The sequence below is a fragment of the Nocardia sp. NPDC004573 genome (assembly GCF_053602135.1).
In genome coordinates, this window is the sequence record NZ_JBSGDA010000005.1 from 34,732 (window position 1) to 58,384 (window position 23,653).

25 protein-coding genes are annotated in these 23,653 nt (G+C 67.2%); 12 read left to right on the forward strand and 13 right to left on the reverse strand.

The window, feature by feature from the left end:
• Positions 1-29 precede the first annotated feature (29 nt).
• Both ACWEKR_RS09885 and ACWEKR_RS09890 read left to right on the forward strand, forming a co-directional pair.
• The gene (locus tag ACWEKR_RS09885) at positions 30-824 is read left to right on the forward strand and encodes an SDR family NAD(P)-dependent oxidoreductase (protein WP_452354155.1); all 795 of its coding nucleotides are present in this window, start codon (positions 30-32) and stop codon (positions 822-824) included.
• A 16-nt stretch (positions 825-840) separates the two neighbouring features.
• Complete coding sequence (locus tag ACWEKR_RS09890; protein ID WP_452354156.1) at positions 841-1,614, forward strand: 2OG-Fe dioxygenase family protein; 774 nt, start codon at positions 841-843, stop codon at positions 1,612-1,614.
• A 73-nt stretch (positions 1,615-1,687) separates the two neighbouring features.
• Here ACWEKR_RS09890 and ACWEKR_RS09895 read toward each other — a convergent pair whose 3' ends face one another.
• Together ACWEKR_RS09895 and ACWEKR_RS09900 are read right to left on the reverse strand one after the other, a co-directional pair.
• Positions 1,688-3,490, reverse strand: coding sequence for a CocE/NonD family hydrolase (locus ACWEKR_RS09895; protein ID WP_452354157.1), 1,803 nt, complete (start codon positions 3,488-3,490; stop codon positions 1,688-1,690).
• A gap of 267 nt (positions 3,491-3,757) precedes the next feature.
• Positions 3,758-4,666, reverse strand: coding sequence for an NADP-dependent oxidoreductase (locus ACWEKR_RS09900; protein WP_452354158.1), 909 nt, complete (start codon positions 4,664-4,666; stop codon positions 3,758-3,760).
• A gap of 116 nt (positions 4,667-4,782) precedes the next feature.
• Here ACWEKR_RS09900 and ACWEKR_RS09905 point away from each other — a divergent pair, with 116 nt between their 5' ends.
• Positions 4,783-5,241, forward strand: a complete 459-nt coding sequence (locus ACWEKR_RS09905) for a winged helix-turn-helix transcriptional regulator (protein ID WP_452354159.1) — start codon at positions 4,783-4,785, stop codon at positions 5,239-5,241.
• A gap of 108 nt (positions 5,242-5,349) precedes the next feature.
• On the opposite strand, the gene ACWEKR_RS09910 is transcribed toward ACWEKR_RS09905, so the two are convergent.
• A complete protein-coding gene (locus ACWEKR_RS09910; protein WP_452354160.1) occupies positions 5,350-6,573 on the reverse strand; it encodes a cytochrome P450 family protein in 1,224 nt (407 codons plus the stop codon).
• Between the two features lie 224 nt (positions 6,574-6,797).
• Between ACWEKR_RS09910 and ACWEKR_RS09915 the strand changes: the two genes are divergently transcribed.
• A complete protein-coding gene (locus ACWEKR_RS09915; RefSeq protein ID WP_452354161.1) occupies positions 6,798-7,154 on the forward strand; it encodes a nitroreductase/quinone reductase family protein in 357 nt (118 codons plus the stop codon).
• 88 nt (positions 7,155-7,242) lie between these two features.
• On the opposite strand, the gene ACWEKR_RS09920 is transcribed toward ACWEKR_RS09915, so the two are convergent.
• On the reverse strand, positions 7,243-7,863 hold the full coding sequence (locus ACWEKR_RS09920) for a TetR/AcrR family transcriptional regulator (protein WP_452354162.1): 621 nt from the start codon (positions 7,861-7,863) through the stop codon (positions 7,243-7,245).
• 229 nt (positions 7,864-8,092) lie between these two features.
• On the opposite strand from ACWEKR_RS09920, the gene ACWEKR_RS09925 reads away from it, so the two are divergent.
• The 5 genes from ACWEKR_RS09925 (at position 8,093) to ACWEKR_RS09945 (ending at position 12,069) form a co-directional block, all read left to right on the forward strand.
• The gene (locus ACWEKR_RS09925) at positions 8,093-9,019 is read left to right on the forward strand and encodes a metal-dependent hydrolase (protein WP_452354163.1); all 927 of its coding nucleotides are present in this window, start codon (positions 8,093-8,095) and stop codon (positions 9,017-9,019) included.
• Positions 9,020-9,030: 11 nt separating this feature from the next.
• Positions 9,031-10,191 (forward strand): DUF7802 domain-containing protein, encoded by a 1,161-nt coding sequence (locus tag ACWEKR_RS09930; protein WP_452354164.1) that lies wholly within the window; start codon positions 9,031-9,033, stop codon positions 10,189-10,191.
• A 102-nt stretch (positions 10,192-10,293) separates the two neighbouring features.
• Positions 10,294-10,749: a peptide-methionine (R)-S-oxide reductase MsrB gene (msrB, locus tag ACWEKR_RS09935; protein ID WP_281880056.1), complete on the forward strand. Its 456-nt coding sequence runs from the start codon at positions 10,294-10,296 to the stop codon at positions 10,747-10,749.
• Positions 10,746-11,261, forward strand: coding sequence for a peptide-methionine (S)-S-oxide reductase MsrA (gene msrA / locus ACWEKR_RS09940; RefSeq protein ID WP_452354165.1), 516 nt, complete (start codon positions 10,746-10,748; stop codon positions 11,259-11,261). Before msrB ends, msrA begins: the two co-directional genes overlap by 4 nt.
• A gap of 226 nt (positions 11,262-11,487) precedes the next feature.
• Complete coding sequence (locus ACWEKR_RS09945; protein ID WP_452354166.1) at positions 11,488-12,069, forward strand: DUF2165 domain-containing protein; 582 nt, start codon at positions 11,488-11,490, stop codon at positions 12,067-12,069.
• 31 nt (positions 12,070-12,100) lie between these two features.
• Here the strand turns inward: ACWEKR_RS09945 and ACWEKR_RS09950 are convergent, their stop codons facing one another.
• From ACWEKR_RS09950 to ACWEKR_RS09960, 3 genes are all read right to left on the reverse strand, one after another.
• On the reverse strand, positions 12,101-15,004 hold the full coding sequence (locus ACWEKR_RS09950; protein WP_452354167.1) for a UPF0182 family protein: 2,904 nt from the start codon (positions 15,002-15,004) through the stop codon (positions 12,101-12,103).
• A gap of 127 nt (positions 15,005-15,131) precedes the next feature.
• Positions 15,132-15,356: a hypothetical protein gene (locus tag ACWEKR_RS09955; protein WP_452354168.1), complete on the reverse strand. Its 225-nt coding sequence runs from the start codon at positions 15,354-15,356 to the stop codon at positions 15,132-15,134.
• Positions 15,357-15,766: 410 nt separating this feature from the next.
• Positions 15,767-17,065, reverse strand: coding sequence for a DUF3533 domain-containing protein (locus ACWEKR_RS09960; RefSeq protein ID WP_452354169.1), 1,299 nt, complete (start codon positions 17,063-17,065; stop codon positions 15,767-15,769).
• Between the two features lie 65 nt (positions 17,066-17,130).
• On the opposite strand from ACWEKR_RS09960, the gene ACWEKR_RS09965 reads away from it, so the two are divergent.
• Entirely contained in the window at positions 17,131-17,730 is a 600-nt protein-coding gene (locus ACWEKR_RS09965; protein ID WP_452354170.1) for a TetR/AcrR family transcriptional regulator, read from the forward strand.
• A gap of 21 nt (positions 17,731-17,751) precedes the next feature.
• On the opposite strand, the gene ACWEKR_RS09970 is transcribed toward ACWEKR_RS09965, so the two are convergent.
• From ACWEKR_RS09970 to ACWEKR_RS09995, 6 genes are all read right to left on the reverse strand, one after another.
• The gene (locus ACWEKR_RS09970; protein WP_159840470.1) at positions 17,752-17,898 is read right to left on the reverse strand and encodes a DUF1059 domain-containing protein; all 147 of its coding nucleotides are present in this window, start codon (positions 17,896-17,898) and stop codon (positions 17,752-17,754) included.
• Positions 17,899-17,958: 60 nt separating this feature from the next.
• Positions 17,959-18,846 carry a VOC family protein gene (locus tag ACWEKR_RS09975; protein ID WP_452354171.1) on the reverse strand — a complete coding sequence of 296 codons (888 nt, stop codon included), beginning with the start codon at positions 18,844-18,846 and terminating at the stop codon, positions 17,959-17,961.
• Between the two features lie 16 nt (positions 18,847-18,862).
• The gene (locus ACWEKR_RS09980) at positions 18,863-19,927 is read right to left on the reverse strand and encodes a 2Fe-2S iron-sulfur cluster-binding protein (RefSeq protein ID WP_452354406.1); all 1,065 of its coding nucleotides are present in this window, start codon (positions 19,925-19,927) and stop codon (positions 18,863-18,865) included.
• A gap of 56 nt (positions 19,928-19,983) precedes the next feature.
• Positions 19,984-20,211 carry a hypothetical protein gene (locus ACWEKR_RS09985; protein WP_195085244.1) on the reverse strand — a complete coding sequence of 76 codons (228 nt, stop codon included), beginning with the start codon at positions 20,209-20,211 and terminating at the stop codon, positions 19,984-19,986.
• A gap of 10 nt (positions 20,212-20,221) precedes the next feature.
• Complete coding sequence (locus ACWEKR_RS09990) at positions 20,222-21,364, reverse strand: Rieske 2Fe-2S domain-containing protein (RefSeq protein ID WP_452354172.1); 1,143 nt, start codon at positions 21,362-21,364, stop codon at positions 20,222-20,224.
• A gap of 92 nt (positions 21,365-21,456) precedes the next feature.
• Positions 21,457-21,963, reverse strand: coding sequence for a flavin reductase family protein (locus tag ACWEKR_RS09995; protein ID WP_452354173.1), 507 nt, complete (start codon positions 21,961-21,963; stop codon positions 21,457-21,459).
• Between the two features lie 223 nt (positions 21,964-22,186).
• Here ACWEKR_RS09995 and ACWEKR_RS10000 point away from each other — a divergent pair, with 223 nt between their 5' ends.
• Both ACWEKR_RS10000 and ACWEKR_RS10005 read left to right on the forward strand, forming a co-directional pair.
• The gene (locus ACWEKR_RS10000; protein WP_452354174.1) at positions 22,187-23,017 is read left to right on the forward strand and encodes an IclR family transcriptional regulator; all 831 of its coding nucleotides are present in this window, start codon (positions 22,187-22,189) and stop codon (positions 23,015-23,017) included.
• A gap of 37 nt (positions 23,018-23,054) precedes the next feature.
• Positions 23,055-23,630: a PadR family transcriptional regulator gene (locus ACWEKR_RS10005; RefSeq protein WP_452354175.1), complete on the forward strand. Its 576-nt coding sequence runs from the start codon at positions 23,055-23,057 to the stop codon at positions 23,628-23,630.
• Positions 23,631-23,653: the final 23 nt, after the last annotated feature.

Below are 23,653 nucleotides of genomic sequence, written 5' to 3' on the forward strand. Positions count from 1 at the left end.
GGGGCGGCCGGAGTGGGTAGCCGCAGCCTATGACCGACAGACCACTCGCACTTGTCACCGGAGCCTCCAGTGGTATCGGCTTCGAATTGGCCCGGCAGTTCATCGAGCACGGCTACGACGTCGTGATCGCCGCGGAGGACGATGCCATCGAGACCGCCGCCGCTTCGCTGCGCCACCCGCAGCACGAGGTGCGGCCGGTGCAGGTCGACTTGCGGACCGCCGACGGTGTCGAGCAGCTCTACCGCGCGGCCACCGAGAACGACCGCAAGCCGGACGCCGTCGCGCTCAACGCGGGCGTCGGCCGCGGAGGCGCCTTTGCCGAGACCGACCTCGGCGACGAACTCGCCGTCATCGATCTGAACGTTCGCTCGACGGTGCACTTGGCCAAACTGGTCGTGTGCGACATGGTCGCTCGCAACGACGGCAAACTGCTGTTCACTTCATCCATCGCCGCCACGATGCCGGGCGCCCGGCAAGCGGTGTACAACGCGTCCAAATCCTTCATCCAGTCGTTCGCCAAAGCATTGCGCGAAGAACTGCGCGACACCGACGTCACCGTGACCGCGCTGATGCCCGGCCCGACCGACACCGACTTCTTCCGCCGCGCCGGGATGCTCGGTACTCGCATCGGCCACCTACCCAAGGACGACCCCGCCGACGTCGCGCGCCAAGGCGTCGAAGCCCTGCTCGGCGACCGGCAGCAGATTTTCGCCGCCTCGCTGCTCACCAAGGCGTTCGGCCTGGCCGACCACGTCCTGCCCGACGCGGTCAAAGCCAAGGCCAACCGCATCATCTCCGCGCCCACCCGGGCCGCCACCCGTTGACCGCTCGATGGCGCCGATGAAGCGCTTCCCGGCCGTGGCTCGAACGGGTGCGCGGCGATCACCGGAACACGCGGCACAGAAGGCCGAGCAGGTGGTGCGCGTGGCGAGCGACGCCTTGGCCACCGATGGCGTCCATCTCGTACCTGCTCCCCTCACCACGTCCAGTCTCGGTCAGGTGGACTGGGAGCGTTTCCGCGGGCACTGGGAACACTTGTGCACGGACGTCTACGCCGACGGTTGCGGCACGCGCAGGCTGCGTCGGTACGGGCAGTTCTCGCTCACCGGACCGACCGGGCGGATCCGGCTGATGCCGCAGGATCCGTTCGTGCAGCCGGAGAACTCGAATCCCCTCTACATCGGTGTGGACCGCACTTTCGAGCCCTTGACCGACGGCTTCGTGGCCGACTGCGCGCTCCATGCACTGCTGCGGCTGCTCGCTCGGTTGGCGACAACGCTGGACACACCCGCCAGGTGGAGCGCGAAGGTCCATCCCTTCCGAGTCGTCGCCTCGGCAGGCGCGACCGGTCTGCCCACACCGGAAGGCCGTCACCGCGACGGCGTCACCTTGGTGTCCTCGCTGCTGATCGGGCGGGACAACGCCGCGGGCGGTGCGAGTTCGGTGTACGACTCGAGCGGAAGGCGCCTGCTGAGCACCACGCTCAGCCGCCCGGGCACTCTCTTGGTGAGCGACGACCGCCGCACTCTGCACAGTGTCTCCCCAGTGCGTCCAGTGGATGCCGCGCGCCCGGCCTATCGCGACGTACTGGTGGTGACATTCGCACCCGACTGAAGCAGCCGAGCGCCTTCCGGTGTCGCAGTTGCGCGTGCCCGGGGCCGGTACCGGCCCCGGGCCACGTCCACGGTCAGCCGAGTGGCAACTCCAGACAGGAGGGCGCGTCATCGGGTGCACTGATCGTGATGGTCGACCCGACCCGGTTGACGGTGGAATAGAACGGGTCCATGCCGTCGACGACCAGCACCACTCGGTGACCGTCCGGCACGTCGTAGGCGGCGCCTTGCAATTCCCACGCCACAGTGGCGGGTAGATCCGACTCGATCGTCTTGGGCTCGTGCGTAATGATTCTTGCCGTGCCGTCCTCGGCCACGTCGAGCAAGTAGGCCACGACCGTCGCGGACTCGTCGGAGCTGTCGACGGTCAGTTCCAGCCGGGGCACGCCACGGATCTGCCTGGCGATGCCGCCTCGCGCTGCCAGCAGCGGTCCCGTCGACCAGACCAGGGCATGCGCGCGGTCGATCTCGTCGGTGCGGTAGATCTTCGGATTCCCGGCCCACTCTTCCTGGCCGGTCCGCATGAGTTTGTCCATGGCCACGACCTCGGGCTCGGCGCCGACGACGAAGCTACGCTGCCAGCCGGACGCGAGGTCGGGGCTCAGGCCACCGTCGCCGCCCTCGCGCACATCGGTCAGGAACAGCGATTCGGTGTGGGTGGTGACGTCGGCCCACGATGCCTTCTCCTCGCGCCGCGCCGGTTCGACGATGACGTTCTGGCCGTCGCCCGATGCCGGAGTGGTCACGTACGTGAACATGACCTGGTTGCTGATCTCGGGCCATTGGTCGACACCGTTGTCTTCGTCCTTGAGATAGTGATCGAGCCAGGCGTAGGCCTCGAGCAAGGGCACGTTCGGTCCTGCGCCGTGCGCGGGCGGAGCGATCAGGCCGGGGCCTTCCGGCGCCGCGTGGTCGCCGATCCACATGTTCAGCCGTTTCGGTCGCGGGAGCTTCTCGAAGGTCTCCAGCACCTGGTTCACCGGGAAAAGTCCTTCGTGCCAGGTGTTGGAGAAGAAGGTCGGAATCTCGCGGGAACCGGCGTAGCGCTCCGGAGCGCGCTCGTTGCCCCAGTCGACCACCGGATCCATGTCGTCACCCGCGTCGAACTTCGCCAGGATCTCCAGCGCCTCTTCGTCGAACTTCTCCTCCTGCGCGCCGCCGGTCAAGCCGATCAGCGCCTCGACGGCCCGCAGGTGGCGGGTGCCGTTGTCGTACATGCTGGTCGCCAGGTTGCCCCAGGTGCTCAGGGCTACGACGACATCGACGCGTTCGTCCTCCGCGGCCACGAGCTGGCTGATGCCCGAGCCGTAGGACTCGCCCATGAAGGCGATCCGGCTGGGCGCGAGGGCCTCTATCGCGTAGGTGAGCACCGTGGAGCCGTCCGTCCGGTCCTTCGGACCGGCGACATCGACAGTGCCTTCCGACGTGCCGAACCACGGCACGTCCGTGCCGGGAAGGGCGGACAGCCCGATACCCCGCGGCGTGTAGGCCAGCACGTGGTAGCCCTTCGCCGCGAGTGTCAGGTAGGCGTACTCGAACAACGGCCACCCGAACGGTGTCCACCCCGCCGGGAAGACCACCAGCGGGCACGGCCGGGTGGTGGTCTGCCGCAGCATGTGCGCCGACAGCTTGATCCCGCCGGATACTTCGATGCGCGGGAACGTCGGCACGGCCACGTTCAGTGCCCGGTTCACCAGGTCCGCCACGTCGCCGGGCACCAGCCCTTCGCCGCTGCGCTCCCGCACCGCGGTCACCAAGTTCGACGCGAACTGCACTGCTTCGGGGCGAACCTGCCCCTGGGGGTCCCAAGCCCCTTCCAGGGCGATGCGGGCGAGCTGTTCCGAGGTGGTCCCGACGATCGAAACTCCTTGCGACATACGCGTCATCGATCCTTCCTGCCAGTTGCCGAGGAACTGCGGACCGCAGCAGCGTGACATGGCAAGTAATGAATCGTCCGCGGAATCGGCGAGGCGTTCTCCGTTCGCAATCCGCTCTTGACCAGCGGAAACGTTGCAAGATTGGACTACCGTCCGCACGCTCGGCGAGCTGGGGTCCGCCCTCGGCTCGGGTCGGCGACCGAGTGCACGTGCACCGATTGCCGGTGCCGTGCCCGAACCATAGGCGAAGCGATGCCGCGCCGGACTTCAGGGCCGTAGCACGTACTTCCCGCGCACACCGCCCTTCGCGACCGCGCGGTGCGCCGCGGTGGCTTGCTGGAGCGGTACCGCAGCGTGCACACGCACCGGAAGGCGGCCGGTCGCGGTGTCGTGGAGCAGCTGCGCGAGCCGGGCGGCGTCGAACCGCGTCTCCACGGTACGCACGGTGATATCGCGTTGCTCGGCCGGCGCCATACCCGGCCGCACGCCGACGAACAGGCCGCCGTCGCGGACAAGGGCGAGCCCCTCCTCTTGGAGCGCCGCACCGTCGGCGACGGCGTCCCAGCCGGGCACGGCCGTTGTGGTGAAGTCGGCGCCGAGACCGCGCACGAACTCCTCGTCCTCAGCGCGTGCCAGCCCGGTGACCCGCCAGCCGCGATCCTGGGCGAGCGAGACGACGTAGCCGCCGACCGCGCCCGCCGCCCCGGTCACCAGCAGGCTCCGGCCGCCGCCGTCGCCGAGCAGGTCGACCGTCTGTGCCGCGGCCAAGCCGTTCAGCGGCACCGTGGCCGCCGCGATCAGGTCGAGCCCGTCGGGCACCGCGACGATGTCGCTCGCCGAGACGATCAATTGTTCGGCGTAGGTGCCGAAGTCGCGGTCGAATCCGCCGAGCAGGCCCGCGACGCGGCTGCCCACCGGCAGGTCGACATCCGGACCGGCCGCGGTGACGGTGCCCGCGAAGTCCGAGCCCAGACCCGTGTGGTCGGGCTGGTCGATCAATCCGAGTTCGTGGAACACCCCGGCGGCGATCGCCAAATCGACGGGATTGACCGTGGCCCCGGCTATCGCGACCCGGACCTGGCCCGGACCGGGGCCGATGACCGGTACGTCGATGATCTCGATGGCGTCCGGGCCGCCCGGCGTCCGGACGACCGCGGCGCGAAATGTGGTGGACATGTGCTGCCTCCTGTGGAGTTGTCGGTACCGCTACCCCACAATGGGCGAGTAACTCTCCAACAGGAAGTACGCACTTCGAAGTGCGTATGCCACCGCGCGGTACGAAGGAGCGGCCGATGCCGACCAGGACGGCAGCCCAGCGACGGGCGCAGGAAAAGCTGGACTACGACGCGTTCTTCGCGCAGTGCCCCAGCCGTCAGTTACTCGACCGCATCTCCGGCAAATGGGTGGCGCTGGTGCTGGCCGCGCTGGGCAGCGACGGTCCGCACGACGGAGCGGAATGCGCCGGCGAGCCGCGAGCGCTGCGTTATTCCGAGCTGTCACAGCGACTGGCCGGGGTCAGTCAGAAGATGCTCACCCAGACTCTGCGCTCCCTCGAGCGCGACGGACTGCTGACCCGTACGGTCACACCGACCGTCCCCGTCACGGTCACCTACGAGCTGACCGACCTCGGGCTCTCGCTCCACGAGATCATGCGCGGCGTCAAGATCTGGGCGGAGACCCATATGGACGCGGTGCTCGCCAACCGGGAGAAGTACGACACCACATCGTCCACGCCGGAAGCGGCGCGGTGACCGAGACGATCGCCACTCGCGGATGCGCTGCCGGGCGTGTGCGGCCGACGCGGCGACCGGGACCGTTCAGGGTTCGTGCACCCGGGACCCGATCGCCGCCAGCAGGAATCACTTCTTCTCGGCACCCAGTTTGATCGGCACCGAGAGCGGGCCGACCGTGAAGAAGGATGGCGAGTACGGGATCTCGGCGGGGTCGATGGCGAGTTCGAGGTCCGGCAGCCGCCGATAGAGCGATGCGAGCGCGAGCCTGCCCTCGAGACGCGCCAGGCCCGCGCCGATGCAGTAGCGGGGGCCATGGCCGAACCCGAGATGTCCGCCCCGCTGGCGCCGGGTGATGTCGAACTCGTTCGCGGTCTCCCCGTATTCTGTCGGATCGATCCCGCAGGCTTGGAAGGCGACGCCCACCGCCTGCCCCTTGGGGATGGTCACACCGGCCACGGTGACTTCCGTCAGGGTGAACCGCCAGCTGGTCATCATCACCGAATGGCGGTAGCGCACAGTCTCTTCCACCACATCGGCCCAGCGGTCCTCGGCCTTGGCCAGGGCGAGCTGATCGGGGTGTTGCGCCAGCGCGAGGATCGCGTGTCCGAGCATGTGGACTGTGGTCTCGTGGCCGGCCACGAGCATGATCCACAGGACGGCGACCAGTTCGTCGGCCGTGAGCTTGTCGTCCTGGTCGCGTGCTTGCACCAGACCCGTGGTGAGGTCGTCGCCGGGCTCCGCCTGCTTCCGGTCCGCCAGTTCGTACAGGTAGGTCATCAGCGAGTTCTGGGTCGCGAACGCCTCTTCCGGCGGCGTGGTGTGCGCGAGCAGGGTCGCGGTCCAGCGCCGCAGCCGATCACGCTCGTGCTCCGGCACGCCGAACAGCTCGCAGATCACCGCCATGGGCAGCGCCTCGGTGAAGGTGGGGACCAGATCGACGCCGTCACCGGCGGCTACCACCTCGTCCAGCAGCTTGTCGATGATCTTTTGCACGCGCGGCTCCATCGCCTGCACCCGTCCCGGCGTGAACGCCTTGCTGATCAGGCCGCGCAGCCGCCGGTGGTCGTCGCCGTCCTTGGTGGACAGATGGTCGCCTTGCACGACGGCGCGCAGCGGCCAGTCCTCCGGAATCGAACCGTCGTGCAGGGCGGGCCAATGCTTCGGATCCCGCGCGAATGTCTTGTTGTCCCCGGCGAGGATCTCGCGCACCGCCTCGTGCGTCAGTGCGAGATAGGCGGGTACGCCTCCGGGAAACTCCACCTCGACCACCGGCGCGATCTCCCGGAGCCGGATACAGGTGGCCAGCAGATCTTCGTTCGCCGCGGGGAATGCGGGCAAGCTGGTTGTCATCGGTGGTTTCCCTTCTGCGCGTTCGCCCTCCGGCCGTCGTGACGACGGCCGTGCTCGAGTATCGAGCGGGGCTCACCGGACGGAGCGACCAATCGGCGATTCCTGCCTCCAACCGGAACCAAGGCGTCGCAAAACGGAATTCCGGTGTGCGCGCTGCTCGATCGAACCCGTCTTCGCGGTAGCGATTAAGGTGGCGGTGTTCGCTGGATGTCCGGGAGGAAGTCGTGGGATCGAAGACGGTGGCGGGACGCGCTGTACACGCGGTGAACGCCGGAGTGTCCGCCTTGCTCGGCGCTCCGGTGCTCGGGCGGCTGCTCGGCAAGGGATTCGTGGTGATCACTTATGTGGGGCGTCGGTCCGGGCGAACGTTCAGCACACCGGTCAACTATCGGCGCAAAGGCGACGAACTCGTCATCGGAGTCGCCCTGCCGGACAAGAAGACTTGGTGGCGCAACTTCCTGGACGAGGGTGGACCCATCACGCTGCATCTGGACGGCGTGGACAGGCCAGGACATGCGGTAGCGCGGCGTGACGAACGCGGTCGCGTCTTCGTCGACGTCCGCCTCGACGGCCGGAACTGACCGCCACACGCCGGAAGAGCCCGCCGCGAGACGCCTGATCCGTGGTGCACCAGGTAGACGCGGCGATACGCTGCGACCAGCCCTTCGGCTACACGCTCGCCGAAGGCTTCAGCTGGGCGACGATCGCGGCCCCCATCCACCGTCGGAGATAGCGACGCAGGTCGTCTTCCTCGCGCGGCGGATTGCCCGGGGAAATGAAGAACGACTGCATCGTGCGCAGAACGTACTCGACGAGTTCGTGCAGCGACTCGTCGTCGTACCCGTAGCGCGCCCAATCGACGTCGAAGCGTTTGATCATCGTCATCCCGAAAGCTTGCGCCTCCTCGGAGGTCAGGCTCTCCGGGTGCACGTTCGAGTACGTGCTCGACAGCAAGATGCCCAGATGCGGTGTCCGGCGCACCTCGGCCAAGGTGTACACCACGCCTTCGGTCATCGCCTCCACGGCGTCCTCGATACCGCTGACATGCCGGGTCAGCCGATCGAGGAAACCGTCGACCGACGCCATCGCCGCGGCCGTCATCAGCGCGTCCGCACTGGGAAAGTAGCGGTAGACCGTCTGACGGATGACTCCCAGCGACTCGGCGACATCCGCGATGCTGATCTCCGAACCCGTCTGCCCGATCAGCTCGACAGCGGCGTCGACGATGCGGCGAGCAGCTTCCTCGTCGTTCTTCGGCGGACTCCCGCCCCACCCGCGCCTTCCTGCCACTGCCCGCTTCCTCGACTCGAAGCCCGTCGCTTGCGAACCCCCTGGATGGAAGCCTGCCGACCATCCGGATCAAGGGCTCGACCGTATCACAGGGCTATCGCACCGGGGCCGATTCCTCGATTCTGATCATACACGTGGACAGTTGTATGTATGATCAACGCCACCGCGGCTCGGCGCATCCGGGTGGTGCCGCCGGACCGTTCATTTCCGAAAGTCGAGGTATAGCCACGTGACCGATCTGCAAGTCCGGAAGATGCGCTTCGCATTCGCGGACTACGACGTGCCCTTCTTGTGGAACGAAGAGAATCCGGCCTTCTCGTCGATGGCCAACGCGGTGTCCTTCCTGGCGATCGGCTTCGAGAAGATGATCGTCAACATGATCCGCGAGGCCATGCCGCTGATCACCGATCCGGAGGTCGCCGAGGAGGCCGATGCGTTCGTGCGCCAAGAGGGGCAGCACTCCACCGCCCACCGTCAGCACGCCAACGCTCTGATCAGGCGCTATCCGGGGCTGCAAGAGACGCTCAACGAAGTGATCGGGGAATTCGACCGCCTCACCGTGAACACTCCGGTGAAATATCGGCTCGCTTATACCGCCGATCTGGAGGCGACCTTCACCCCGGTGTTCAAACTGATGCTGGACAACGACTCGACCCTGTTCCGGCCGGGGGACGACCGTGTGGCGTCGTTGTTCATCTGGCACTTCGTCGAAGAGGTCGAACACCGCAGTTCCGCGCTGATCATTTTCGATTCCGTCGTCGGAAGCGACGTGTACCGCATGCGGATGGCGCCGTCGATCTTCCGACACGTGATGAAGGTCATCAGGATCGCCTGCGCAGGCTTCAACAAGCATGTTCCTTCGGAGGAACGAAAGGTCGACGCCTTGTCGATGTTCGCGACGTACCGGCGCGGGCAGAAGCTGCGTAAGTTGTTGCCGTTTCACCATGCGGAGGACAACGGCCCGATGCTGCGCGCGTTCGATCATCTCCCGCTCGGCGAGCAGCTCGTCGCGCTGGCGGGCATCATCCGCAGCCAGCTGCCGAAGCACAACCCGGATCACGAGAAGCTGCCCGCACTGGCCGACGTGTGGTTCGAGCGCTATGAGGCCGGCTACGACGTCTCACACTGGTACACCGCCGACGCGGTCGCGCCCTAGGAGCCGGACCGATGGCTGAACATTGCGCACCCACCTTCGAGCAGCTCGCCACCGCGCTCGGTTTCTCCTGTGAAGAGGCGGGCGGACCGTTCGAAGTGCGAAACCCGTTCGCGTTGGAGAACTGGACGCTGCCCGTTCTCGAATTCACCATCGTCTTGGGCGCGATACTCGCGCTCGTCTACGCGATCCGGCGATTTCGCCGCCACGGCGACCCCACCGCTCTCGTCCTCTGGTTCGGCGCGACCGCATACCTGTTCATCATCGAGCCCCCGCTGTACTTCCCCGCGGCGTTCGGCATCGACGCGCACGTCGACACGATGTTCGCGCACAACTTGTTCACGGTGGAATTCCTCTGGGGCCGATTACCGCTCTACATCGTGGCGATCTATCCGTTCATGGCCACGCTGGCGTTCGAGATCGTCAGGATGCTGGGAGTCTTCCGGCAGCACGGCGTTCTCGTCGGATCCGCGTGCGTCGGTTTCGTCCACCATGCGTTCTACGAGATCTTCGACCACCTCGGTCCGCAGTTGCGCTGGTGGGAGTGGTCGACCGACAACCCGATGAATCAGCCGATGTTCGACTCGGTGCCGCTGCCGAGCGTGGTCGTGTTCGCCGCCCTGTGGCCGATGTCCCTCGCGTTCTGCGTCCAATTGCTCGTGGGCCGCCACGTCGACCGGGGACGAACCTTCTCCGGCCCGGAATTGGTCGGGCGCACGGTCGTCATCGGCATACTCGCGTCGCTGGGGACCGCCGTGCTGCCCATTCCGGCGACGGTGTTCGGCATGGGTAGCACGACAGTGCGCGGCATTCTCTATGCCGCCGAACTGATCGTCGTCACCATCGTCGCCGTTGTCGTTCTCTGCGGCCGATGGCTGCGGCTACGGCGCGACGCGGCAGACGCGGTGCCCTATCGGAACGACTTCATCCGGGTTTACAGCGTGGTGTACCTGTGCGTGATGGCTTTCCTCTGGGTGACCGCGTTGCCCGATTTCTTCGGCGCCGTCAACGGGGTGACCAGCGAAGGAGACCCCATCGGCAATCTCTGGTACACCCTCGCCTGCTTCGTCGTCGCGACTTTCTGCGTGCTCGCCGTGTTCACGGCGCCGCGGAGAAAGGCAACGGAAAGCGCTGTTGCGGCAGCCGCAGAAGCCACGGTGAGCCGCACGGCGTAGCGGCAAGCCGTCGGGCGGCCGCAGCGGCGTGTGACGCCCGGCTCGCCGGGATTTTCCGGCCGGGCGCGCGGGTTGTACCTGGGGCCGATATGAGGAGGTCATGTGGCACGGGAGTACAACCGGAATCCCGCGGCGGTCGCCGCCTTGTCCCCTGAGCAGTACCACGTCACTCAGGAGAACGGGACCGAGCGGGCGTTCACGGGCGAGTACTGGGACAACCACGAGCCGGGCATCTATGTGGATGTGGTCTCCGGTGAACCGTTGTTCGCCTCGGTCGACAAGTTCGACAGTGGCACGGGATGGCCGAGTTTCACCAAACCGCTCGAAGCCGGGAACGTGGTGGAGAAGCGGGACTTCAGTCACCTGATGGTCCGGACCGAGGTGCGTTCGGCGTTCGGCGACAGCCACCTCGGACACGTGTTCACCGACGGTCCCCGCGCGGCGGGCGGCTTGCGGTACTGCATCAATTCGACAGCGCTGCGGTTCATCCACCTCGACGACCTCGAGGCGGAAGGCTACGGGCAGTACAGGACTCTCTTCGCGAAGGAGGAGGCGTGACCGACACGCGGAAGGCGATTCTGGCCGGTGGATGTTTCTGGGGCATGCAGGACTTGATCCGCAAGCAGCCGGGGGTGGTGTCGACGCGCGTCGGCTACACCGGTGGGCGCAACGACCATCCCACGTATCGCAACCACCCGGGCCATGCGGAAGCCGTGGAGATCGTCTACGACCCGGCCCGAACGGACTACCGGGAACTGCTCGCGTTCTTCTTCCAGATCCACGATCCGACGACGAAGGACCGCCAGGGCAACGACATCGGGACCAGTTACCGTTCGGCCATCTTCTATCTCGATGACGACCAGAAGCGGATCGCCCTGGACACCATCGCCGACGTGGATGCCTCGGGCCTGTGGCCAGGCAAGGTGGTCACCGAGGTGACCCCGGCGAGCGAGTTCTGGGAGGCCGAGGCGGAGCATCAGGACTACCTGCTGCGCTACCCGGACGGCTACACCTGCCACTTCCCGCGGCCGGGATGGAAGTTGCCGAAGCGGCAGACCACCGCACAGTAAGACGGACCGCTCGGCGGGATCGCGCCCCGGCCGCCCGCTGAGACGTTCGAGCACACAGTATGCGACTGCGTCACCGTTCCCGGTGGCGCAGTCGCCCTGTTTCGGGGCCCGGCGGCTCGCGCGATCCGGCTCCCCCGCTGTGGGGAGAGGCCACGATCGGCGGCCTATACGATCGTCGACGCCTTCAAGTCCGGACATCCATGCCAGTCGACCCGAGGTAGGCCAGATGATGCGCAGCGGCGCAAAGGTTCTCGACGTGGTGGGCAGCCGTCGGATGGCGGTGGCGACACTGGCCACCATCACCGGCTTCTACTACCTGTTCGTCGCGTTCACCAACTGCGTGGACACCGACACCAACCGCAAGGGGGTGGCTGCGGTGCTGTCGATGAAGGCGACCATCCACCATTCGGGAACGGACTGGCGCGCGATCACCAACGGCAATGTCGCGCTCGTCGCCTACATCCTGGTGGTGATCTGGGAGTTCTTGATCGCCTTCGTGCTGCTGGCCGCGGGAGCCACGTGGGTGCGGGCGCTGAGCGGACGGCCGCGCCGAATCCGCGCCGGTCTCGAGGCGGCGGCGAAATTGTCCAGCCTGGGCTGGACGATGGCGGTGATGCTGTTCGCGGGTGGGTTCCTGACCGTCGGCGGCGAGTGGTTCCGCATGTGGGCCAACGACGACGTGAACGCGTCGTCGGCCGCGCTGCAGAACTTCCTCATCGCAGGGGTCGGCCTGATCCTCGTCCACCTGCCCGAAGCCAAGCCGGCCCCGGCCGCGGAAAGCGGTTCGGCCGCAATAGAATCGGAGTAGAGCCGCAGTCGACAGGTCACGGACGCGGGCGTCAGCGCCCGTTGCGCTCGAGTTCGTTCAGCTGCTTCTGCAGACGTTCCAGGGCGGCCCGGATTTCATCGATCTGCGCGTTGAGTTCGGCGATCTTCGCGCGATCCGGCGGCGGCGCCTGCGCGGGCGGTTGCGCTGCCTGCGGCGGCGCGGGCTGCTGACCCGGCGGCAGTGGCGCGCCCGGACCGCCGCCGGGTGGTGTGGCGAGCCGGCCGGTGCCGGGACCGAAGACCTGGTCCAGTGCCTCGGCGAGGGTCGGCGCGTAGCCCACGAGGACGCCACCCGTGCCGGGTTCGCGGTAGCTGACCAGCACCCGCGCCAGCTGCGGGAACGTCGAGGCGTTCGGTGCGGTCGAGATCCGCTCGGTGAAAAGCGGCTCGGCGTAGAGGACGCCGCCGTCGGCGATCGGCAGGGTGAGCAGGTTGCCGTACTGGATCCGGTTCGAGCGCTCGAGCAGAGTCCGCTCGGAGGCCACCCTGGTATCGGAGATCATCGAGTTCTGGATCTGCTGCGGCCCCTGGGTGAGCGTGTCGGTGGGCAGCTGCAACACGCTGATCTTGCCGTAGTTCTCGGGGTCGGAGCGGACCGAGACATAGGCGGAGAGGAATTCCCTGTTGTATCCGACCATCGCACTGGCCAGCCGGAACGACGGTTCGGCGCTGTCATGATCGCCGATCAGGACGTAGAACGGCGGTTGGTGCGGATTGGTCTCCACGGTGGGGTCGCTGGGCACCGACCAGAAAGCGTTGGTGGTGAAGAACTCGCGCGGTTCGTCGACGTGGTACTTGGCGAGCATCTCCCGCTGGATCGTGAACAAGTCCTCCGGGTACCGGAAGTGGGCGCGCAGCTCCGGACTGATCGATTCCTCGGGTTCGACCGTGCCGGGGAAGACCTTCATCCACGCCGCCAGGACGGGATCCTGCCGATCGAACTGGTACAGCGTGACCGTGCCGTCGTAGGCGTCGACGGTGGCCTTGACGGAATTACGCACGTAGGACACCTCCCGGGGGGATCCGCGGGAGCTGTCGTCCCCCGGCTCGAGCGCTTCCAGCGAGCTGCGCTTGGCATAGGGATAGCCGTCGATCGCGGTGTAGGCGTCGACGATCCAGACGATGCGGCCGTTCACGACGGCTGGGTAGGGGTTGTTGTCGGTCGTCAGCCACGGTGCGACGAGTTCGACGCGATGGCGCGGATCGCGATTGAAGATGATCTTCGAGTCTGGACCGATGGCCTTCGAGAAGATGATGTTGCGTTCGGTGTATGTCACGGCGAAGGCGAGGCGGTTGAGCCAATTCCCGATCGGCACCCCGCCCGCGCCGGTGTAGGTGTATTTGGTGGTGTCGGTGTCGTACTCCCGAGGCTCGGCGCCGCCGCCCACGATGGCGTAATCCGGACTGGCGTGGGCGATCACTTCTCCGAAATACACGCGCGGCTGATCCACTCGGATCACCTGATGACCGGAGGCTTGCGACGCGATGTCGCCGACCGCGTAGATCGGGTATCCGCTGTTGCTGCTGGCGGCGTCGCCCGCGGCCTCGCGGACCGCCGCGTTCACCCGGTTGGCCGGTGCGGCGACGAATCCGTTTCCATGCGTGTAGACGGTGTGCCGATTGACCCAATGGCGCTGGTTGCCGCTCAGCGCGCTCGGGGTCAGCTCGCGCGCCGCGACCACGTAGTCGCGTAGTTGTCCACCGACGCGGTAGCGGTCCAGGTCCAGATGCGGTGGGAAGCTGTAGAAGTTCTTCAGCTGTTGCTGCTGGGTGAACGTCCGGGAGAGCACGTTCGGGTCCAGCAGGCGGACGTCGGCGAGCGTGGTGACGTCCGCGGGGACCTCGGACGGCGGCTTGCTACCAACGCCGGAATAAGGCTGGTACTCGACCCGATCGCCGCCGATCCCGTACGCCTGCCGGGTGGCCGCGATATTGCGTTCGATGTACACGCGCTCCATGTCGGCGGCGTTCGGACGGACGGAGAACTGCTCGACGGCCAACGGCCAGACGGCGCCGACCAGAATCGATGACAACAACAGCAGAGCGGCGGCCATCGCCGGAATCCGCAAGTCGCGCACGACGACGGCGGCGAAGACCGCCGCGGCGCAGATGAGGGCGATCGCGAAGAGAATCAGGCGAGCCGGAAGCACCGCGTTGATGTCGGTGTAACCGGGCCCCGCGAAGGTGGGTTCCTTGCTGCCGCTGGACAGCAGCGAATACCGGTCGAGCCAGTAAGCGATCGCCTTCAAGAGGATGAACGCGCCGGCGAGGATCGCGAGCTGGACGCGGGCCGCGCGGGTCAGGCCACCCGCTTTCCTGGACAGCCGCAGCCCGCCGAGCAGATAGTGCGTCACCACTCCGGCGACGAAGGCGAGGACGACAGCGATGAACAGCCAATTGACGACGAATCGGTAGAAGGGCAGGTCGAAGACGAAAAAACCGACATCATGCCCGAATTGCGGATCCGGCACACCGAAGGACCCGCCGTGCAGAAACAGTTGGATGGTCATCCAGCTCGACTGCGCGGCGAGGCCGCAGATGAGCCCCAGCGCGGCGGCGACGCCGAGACCGAACCGCAGCGGCCGCCGGACCACCGCGGTCCGATACGGGCGGAGGCTGTCTTCTTCCTCGGACTCGGGAACGAACAGCGGGCGGAATCTGAACGCCAGCCACATCGCCGTGACGAGGACGCCACCGATAACCACTGCGATGACGAGGAACAGCGACAGCCGCGTGAGCAGCACGGTCAGCCAGACACCACGGAATCCGACTTCGCCGAACCACAGCCAGCCGATATAGGCCCTGACCAGCCGGGGCACGATCAGCAACAACACGACGAACACCGTGGCGGCGATCACCAGCACCCGGGTGCTGCGATGCAACCGCCGCAGGCTGGGGCCGTCGCGCGCGCTCATCTCCCACTCCCGTGGCCGCCGCCCGGCCGAGCTAGGGACGACCGAGGCGAACCACCAAGCCCGATACTACCGGGGGCGGGTCGCAGTATCGTGCCCGATCACGCCCGGGTTCGCGGGCTGCGGAGGGTCAGGCCGGGGCGGCCGCGAGACCGTCGTGGACGATCTTGGCGACAGCCGGGTGAGCCAGGTATTCGGCGATGCTGTGTGGGCGGTCTTTCGGGTTGTCCACCGGGAACTCTTCGAGTTGCCCCTGCCAGGTGTCACGCAGCGGGCATCCGATCGCGATCGGGTCGACGGCGGCCCACGCGTTGGTCCAGTTGCGGACGCGTTCGGGCCGGTGCGGCCCGCGCACCAGGACGCGCGAGGTAGGTCAGCACCCGTTCCGCCATGTGCGGAAGTTCGAGCTGCCTGCCACCGTGGGGCAGGATGAATTCCTCGACCAACGTGAGCTGGAAACACGTTGTGTCCGAGATGTGGCCCGTGCGCACCATGTCAGTTCTCGATCGTGGCGCCGATCGTCATCGAGACGGCCCGGCGACGGGTGCGCTCGATGTCCCCTGCCTCATACCGAACAGTCTGCTCAGCCTCGGCGGTGTCGGCGCGAGTAGTCGACTACGTGATCTCCGGACTGCGTCTCTCCCCCGCTTGCGCATTTCGGCGAAGGGCTGGATCCCGCTCGACCGACTCACCGGCTTCGGCGTCGACCCGAAGCAACTGGACGCGCTCCTGGCCGCCGCCGACGACTGATCACCCGGTTCCCGCTCATCCGGCGACGGCGGGGGCGCCCACGACCGGGGCACTGCCGCCGGGCGCTGTCGCGCGGTGCAGTCCGCGACGATCGTAGGCGTAGGTGGCCGTGACACCGAGCACCAAGCCGATGCCGAGACCGAGCAACGTCATCCACAGCCCGGGACCGAAACCGGCTTCGGCGCGGGCATCGAAGAAGAGGATGGCGCGCACGGCCAGGTAGATCTGGTGCATCGGTTCGAAGGCGGCCAGTTTCGCGATATAGGCGGGCGTCGCCTCCAGCGGGACCGTGGCGGCCGAGGACGGCAGGCCGAGGACGACGAACAGGATCAGGTTGACCAGCAGTCCGGCGGTCCCGAATGTGGCCAGGACGGCCAGTGCGGTCACGCCCACGGCGATGATGGCGAGTGTGCCGTAGAGCCACAGCAGCAGTGGGCTGTCCAGCGGGACCCGCAACATCGCGGCCACGGTGAGGAACATCCCGGACAGGATCGGCGCCGCGGTGACGATGACCGCCCACTTCACCAGCAGGGTGCGGAGCCGGGAGATCCCGGTGGCGGGCGGGTGGACGAACCACGGGCCGTACTCGGTGGGAGTGAACCCGAGAACGGAGTCGACGAGCGTGTGGATGATCATGGCTCCGGTGAAGCCCGCCAGCAGCAGGATCAAGGTGTAGAAGAAGGCGACCATGCCTTGGCCCGCCCCATCGTCCATCGGGCGATACGGCGCGGTGACGATCTGCACCGGGTCGGCGAGCATCAGGCGGGCGGCGCCACTGATCTCGACCGGTGCGCCCGGACCCGCGGCGAGGGCGGCGTTCACCTGGTCGGTCAAATTCTTGCCGACGGTCTCGTCCACCTGGTTCAGCGCACGATCGGCGATGCGCTGCATGATGCCGGTCGTGTACGGACCGATCCGTGGGTTGGTGTTGATCGTGATCACCGGGCGCTCGATCGCCCCGGGCACCACGGCGCCCGCGCCCAGGATCGCCAGCCGTTTGGTGAAGTCGGATGGGATGACGATCGCGCCGTAGACCTCGCCCTGCTGCAATTGTTTACGCGCCTCGGCGATGCCGACGACGTGCAGGTCGATCTTTTCCGCCGGCATACCCGCGACCAGCGCTTCGGTGACCTGGGCGCCGATATTGGCGGGTTTGCCGTCGAGCGTGTCGCCGAGGTCTTGATTGACCAGGGCGATCGGGAAGTCGTGCAGGTTCTTCTCGGTATTGCTCGCGTAGCCCAGGTACATCGTGCCCAGCAGCGCCGCGAAGACCGTCAGCACTGCGATCGGGGCGGTGAAGGTCCGAACCGTCATGCGAGTCAATGTAGCCACTGCCTACAAAGTAGGCAACGCCTACATCTTGTTATCCTGCATACACCATGCCGACCACTCGAAGCCGGTCTTACCACCACGGCGACCTGCGTGCCGAGCTGCTCCAGCGCGCCGAGGCGACGCTGCGCGAGTCCGGCGTCGACGGCCTGTCACTGCGCGGACTGGCGCGTGACGTCGGAGTCAGTCACGCCGCCCCGACCCGGCATTTCAAGGACAAGCAGGCGCTACTGGACGCCATCGCGGTGTCCGGATTCCAACGTCTCGCCGCCGCCTTGGAGCAGACGGCGGCCGCGAGCTCGGCCGACGGGCACATCCGAGCTCTCGCCCGGACCTATCTCCATTTCGCGACCGAGAATTCGGAGCTCATCGCCTTGATGTTCGCGCGCAGGCACAGCCCCGCCGCCGGAGACGCGATGTCCCGGGCCGTGGATGCGGCGTTCGCGACGCCGGTCGCACTCATCGCCGAAGCGCAGAAGCGGGGGGAAGTGATCGCGGGCGATCCGCGGCGCATCGCACTGTCCGCGGTCGCCGCGCTGCAAGGTCTGGCCACCTTCGTCGGCTCTGGCGTGATCGCCGCGGAGACCGCCGACGAACTGGTGGGCGAGACCACCACCCACATGATCGAAGGCCTGCGCCCGAGACCGTGAGCCCGGGCGCTGCCCTCTTCCTCAATACGCGATGAACAGGATTTCGTCGCGCGAGTACTCGTGCCCGGGGTGGTTCTCGGCCAGGTGGGCTTGGGTCTTGGCCACGAGATCGTCCTCGTCGGTTCCGACGATCCTCTCTCCACAGGGGCAATTGAGATTTCGCTTCATCAGCGTCCTTCCTCCTCGAATCGACAGTCTAGGACGCCGCCGCGGGGCAGACTCGCCGAGTCAGCCACGCGACCATTCGTGGCCCCAGTAGCTGTCGGCGGTGATCTCCTCGGCGCTGTAAGTGGATTCGTCGACCAGCATGCCCTCGGTGCCGTATTCCAGATCCCAGCCACCGGGTGTGCGGACGTAGAAGGAGATCATCTTGTCGTTGGTGTGCCTGCCGAGCGTCGACGACAGCGGGTAGCCCGCGCGCATGACGCGGTCGAGCGCCCGGCCGACGGAGTCGAGCTGGTCGACCTCGACCATAATGTGTACCAGGCCCGGACCCTCGGGACGCGTCCCGGGGATCAGCGCGAGGCTGTGATGGCGCTGGTTGACGCCGAGGAATCGCACCCGAACCGGCCCCACCTCGGGTGGGGTGGGCACACGGAACGAGCCGCGCGGCAGGAATCCGAGCACCTCACAGTAGAACCGGTTCGACTCTTCGAGATCGGGCACCGGCAGCACGACGTGACCCAACCCGAGTCCCCCGGTGACGAAACGGTCGCCGTGCGCGGTGACGACCGGGCTGTGGTCGAGGACCGGGCCATGGAAGACCTCGACGGTGAATCCGGCGGGATCGGTGAAACGGAAGGCTTCTTCCACGCGCAGTGCGTCGACCTGATCCTGGGTCAGTGGCGTGACAGCCACACCCGCCCGCTCCAGCGTTTCGCGCACCCGGGCGAGCGCGCGATAGTCGCGCACCTCCCAGCCGACGGCGAGCACCCGGTCCTGTTCGGCGGGAACGAGTTCGAAGCGGTAGGCGTGCTCGTCCATCCGCAGATAGAGATTGTCCGGATTCGGTCCGGAGGCCTGCGCGAAGCCCAGAACGTCGAAGGCGAAGGCGCGCCAGGCCGCCACGTCGGCGATGGCGACTCGGACGTAGCCGAGCGAGGCGATGTCAGCCATTGATTCGTCGTACTCCTCAGGAATAGGTGACTTGCACCGTGTCGGTGACCGGGACCGCCTGGCAGGCCAGCACGTATCCCTCGGCCAGATCGGCCTCGTCGAGAACTTCGTTGTGCCGCATCCGCACCTGTCCGGAGACGACCCGGCAGGTGCAGGCGCTGCAGGCGCCCGCACGGCAGGAGTAGGGCGCTGCCAGCCCGTTGGCCAGCAGGACGTCGAGCAGCACCTGATGGTGCGGCCACGGCAGTTCGCGCGTCTCGCCGTCGAGTTCGACTTCGACGGCGGCGCTGTCGGCGGAGTCGGCCACCTCGGGTGCGGCGCTCTCGAACGGGTTGCCGTCGAGCGAGACGAATTTCTCGACGTGCACCCGCTTGCGCTCGGCGCCCAATCCGATCAGCGCCGCGGATACCGCGTCCATGAACGGACCGGGGCCACAGACGAACGCCTCGCGCTCGGACCACGGTGTGGCCAGCGCCGCGAGCTGGGCGCGGGTCGGCAGTCCTTGCACGCTCTCCAGCCAATGCACCACGACCAGGCGGCCGGGATAGCGGGCGGAGAGATCGGCGAGTTCGGCCGCGAAGATCACCGATCGTTCGGCGCGGTTGGCATAGATCAGCGTGCAGTGCCCGGCCCCGGCAGCCAGTATCGATTTCAGGATCGACAGCACCGGGGTGATTCCACTGCCGGCCGCGAACAACAGCACGTCGTCGTCGAGCGACGCGGGAGTGAAGACGCCGGCGGGTGGCAGCGCGTCGAGAACCGTTCCCGCGACGGCGTTGTCGCACAGCCAATTGGATCCGTAGCCGTCGGGCGTCCGCTTGACGGTGACCTTCAGTGGCCCTTCCTCGTGCGGCGCGCTCGACAGGGAGTAGCACCGGCTGACCGAGCCCGTCAGTTCACTCGGTATCCGCAGTGTGAGGAACTGGCCGGGCCGGTAGGCAATCGCATTCGATTGCTCCGTGACGGAATCCAGTTCCAGTGAAACCGCATCGTCGGTCTCCCGGATCACCTGCACCACGCGCAGGGGCACGATCGCGCTCGGGTGGCTGTCGGGGTCATCGGGAACCTGCGTCGGCGCCACGGCCGCCCGATCCACTGTTGTGTCTCCTCTCCGGTCGTCCAGGGCGTGTGCCGCGCTCACGGCACGTCCCCGTCCCGCGTGCCGATTCCGAGGCTTCCGCCCGCGACGGCGGCATCGATGCTGTCGCGCAGCGCGACGCAGGTCCGCACCCGCGCGCTGTCCGCCCCGGCGAACTCGGCGCACGCCGCCACCGCGCCGGTGGTCCACTGCACGCTGGTGTGCTGCGGGCTGTACTTCTCGACCAGCACGCAGGTGTCGCAGGTACGGCAGGTGATCCGTTCCATGCCGATCCGCTCAGGCTCCGGCGGCGGTGCGCTGCCCGGCGAGATTCTCGGCGACCTCCGCCTCCCAGGCCGTGACCGCCCGGGTGGTGTCGACCTCGAACTCGAAGCGGTCGGTCATCTTCGGGTCGATCTCGGCCACGTCGGTGTAGAACTGCTCATACCAGCGGCGCAACTGGTAGACGGGTCCGTCCTCCTCGCACAACAGCGGATTGTCGATGCGGGTCTTGCGCTGCCAGATCGCGGCGTCCTGTTCGAAGCCGCGGCCCAGGCCGCCGGCGAACTTCGCCGCGATGTCCTCGGCCTGCTCCGGTGACACGCCGTGCGGCTTCTTCACGATTGCGCCGTACTGCAGTACGAATTTCGTGGGTGACACGGGATAGTGACAGTTGATGAGCACACCCTCGACCGTCAGTCCAGCGCTCTCGCTGCGCAGGTGATCGATCATGTAGGAGGGGCCGTAGTACGAGGCGTCGGAGTGCAGGACATTCTTGCCGCCCAGCGCCTTCGCGGTCTCCCCCATCATGTCCTCGCGCGACACCGACGTCATGTACTGACTGGCGATGTGACCTTCGAAGACGTTCTTGAAGTAGGTCGGGAAACCGAAATGCACGTAGAAGAAGTGCGCCATGTCCACCACGTTGTCGATGACCTCGCGGCAGTTCGCGCCCTCGATCGTCATGGTGTTCCAGGTCCAGTCGGTCCACTCGTCGCTGAACGCCCCCTCGATGCGCGGGATCGTCACCTGTTCCGGCGGCGGATTGCCCTCCGGGTCATTCCATACGAACAGCTGCTTGTTCTGCTCGAGGGTCGGCCACGAACGGGTCCGCGCCCGGGGTGGAACGCGGCGGCCGTACGGGATGCCGGTGCAGCGGCCGTTGCCGCCCCAGCGCCAGTCGTGGAAGGGGCAGGCTAGCGAGTCGCCCTTGATCCGGCCGTCGCCCAGGTTCCCGCCCATATGCCTGCAGTAGGCGTCCAGCACGTGGAGCTCTCCGCCCGCACCGGCGAAGACCACCAGTTCGGTGCCGAAGATCTCCACCGTGTGCGGTTTCCCGTCCCGGAAGTCCTGCGCGAGGCCGAGGCAGTGCCAGCCGCGCGCGTACCGGGCGGGCGGAGCGCCCGCGTCGATCACTCGGACCTCGGTGTCGGTAGTCATCGGTTCCTCCACAATTCGCGCACGTTTGTCACCTCGATATTTCGGTTCGGCATGCGGGGCGGAAATGCGCAGTCCCACTGGCCGGGAGGCGCTCACGCGCCATCGAACCGCCCGAACGCGGAGCGGTAGAACAGCAGCGGCGCGGCTTCCCGATGCTCCGACAGGGCGGTGACGCGCGCGATGACGATGGTGTGGTCACCGCCGTCGACCTCCTGCTCGACCTCGCAGTCCAGCCACGCCATGCTTCCGACCAGGCGCGGCGAGCCGTTCGGCGAAGGCTCCCAGTCGACCCCGGCGAACTTGTCCGTGCCGCTGCGCGCGAGGCGGCGGCAGATGTCCTGCTGGTCGTGGGCCAGGATGTTGACACAGAGCCGGCCCACCGCCCGGATGCGCGGCCACGACGTGGAGGTGCGGGCCGGGCAGAAGCAGACCGCGGGCGGCTCCAGCGACAGCGCCGAGAACGACTGGCAGGTGAATCCGACCGGCCCGTCTTCCGAGTGCGCGGTGATCACCGTGACGCCGGTGCAGAAGCGCCCCAGCACGGCTTTGAAGTCGCGCACATCCAGCGGTGATCCGTGCATCTCGAGCACCGGTTCCATCGGGCCTCCTATTTCGATCAGGCATATACCTGACAGCTATGACAGCAGCTGCCGCCCGAGGGAGGTCAAGACCGGAGTCCGGCCACCGGGATACAGATCCGTAGAAGCTACGTAGTTCTCCCGATTCATCCGGGTCGCGGAATCGCCAGTGTGATGGGAGACACAGAAGACCGGGCAGGTAATACCTGCTCCAGCTGCCCGAACGTGACCGACGGAGGTTCAGATGACCGTCACCCTGCTGCCCGAAGCCGCCCGGGCTCCCCATCGCACCCGGCCCGGAAGCGTCGAATCCGGCTCCGCGGACGTCCCCGTCTCGATGATCGAGCGGATGACCCTGATCCTGGACGCGTTCGACGCCGCCACGCCGACGCTGACGCTGCTCGGCCTGGTCGAGCGCACCGGCCTGCCGCGCTCGACGGTCCATCGGATCCTCGACCAGATGATCCGGCTGCGCTGGCTGGCCCACACCTCCGGCGGATACCGGCTCGGCATGCGCACCCTGGAACTGGGCGGTCTCACCGCGGATCACAACGAGATCCGCGACGCCGTCAGCCCGCTGTTGCACGAGCTGTGCCAGCGCACCGGCATGGTCGGCCACCTCGCGGTGCTCGACGGGCGCGAGGTCGTCTACCTGGACAAGGCCGGTGGCCGCTTGGCCGCCATGCTGCCGACCCGCCTCGGGGGCCGCATGCCCGCGCACTGTACGGCGCTGGGCAAGGCGATGCTGGCCGCCCTGGAACCGAGCATCGCCGAAGCCGCGTTCCATTCCCGGCTGCCGCGCCTGACCGCGCACACCATCACCGAGCCCGACGCGTTGCACCGCGCGCTGGCCCAGATCCGGCTGCGCCAGGGCGTGGCGGTGGACCGCGAGGAATCGATGGACGCAATCGCCTGTGTCGCGGCGCCCTTGCGTGGTCGTGGCACGGCCCCCGCGGCGCTGTCGCTGTCCGGCCGGGCCGAGGCGATGAGTTTCGACAAGCTGGCGCGGGTGCTGCTGGAGATCTCCCACGAGGCGGGCCGGACGCTGTTCGGGCGCCGGGCGCGCTGGCGATAGTTCGAATCCGCAAATGCCTGAGCGGTACAGTCCGACCATGACCGATGGCGGCACACCCGCGGTGCCCGACCTGCCGACCACCGCGTGGGCCGTGCTCGGCATGCTTTCGCACGCCGACGAACTCTCCGGCTACGACCTGAAGAAATGGGCCGACTGGAGTCTGCAGTTCTTCTACTGGAGCCCGTCGTTCAGCCAGATCTACGCCGAACTCAAGCGCCTGGAGAAGCACGGCTACGCCAGCTCCCGCGCGGTCGTGCAGGAGGACGGCGTACGCGGCAAACGGATGTACGCCATCACGCCGGAAGGCCGTGCGGCGGCCGCGCACTGGGTCAATCACGCGCCGGTCGAGGCGCCGGTGCTCAAGCACAGCGTGATGTTGCGGGCATGGCTCGGCAATCTCGCCGAGCCCGACCGGCTGCGTGACATCCTCACCGAACACATCGCCTACGCCGAGAAGATGCGCAAGCGCGCCGAAGCCGACGCGCAAGGCGCCGAGACGAATCCGGACTGGGCCTATCCGGCACTGGTGCTGCGCTGGTGCGTCCGGCACTACGAGGCCGAGGTCGACTTGGCCCGCGAACTGCTCACGGATATCGATCGCCTCACTGAGTGAGACGCCGCCTGGTTGTTCCAGCC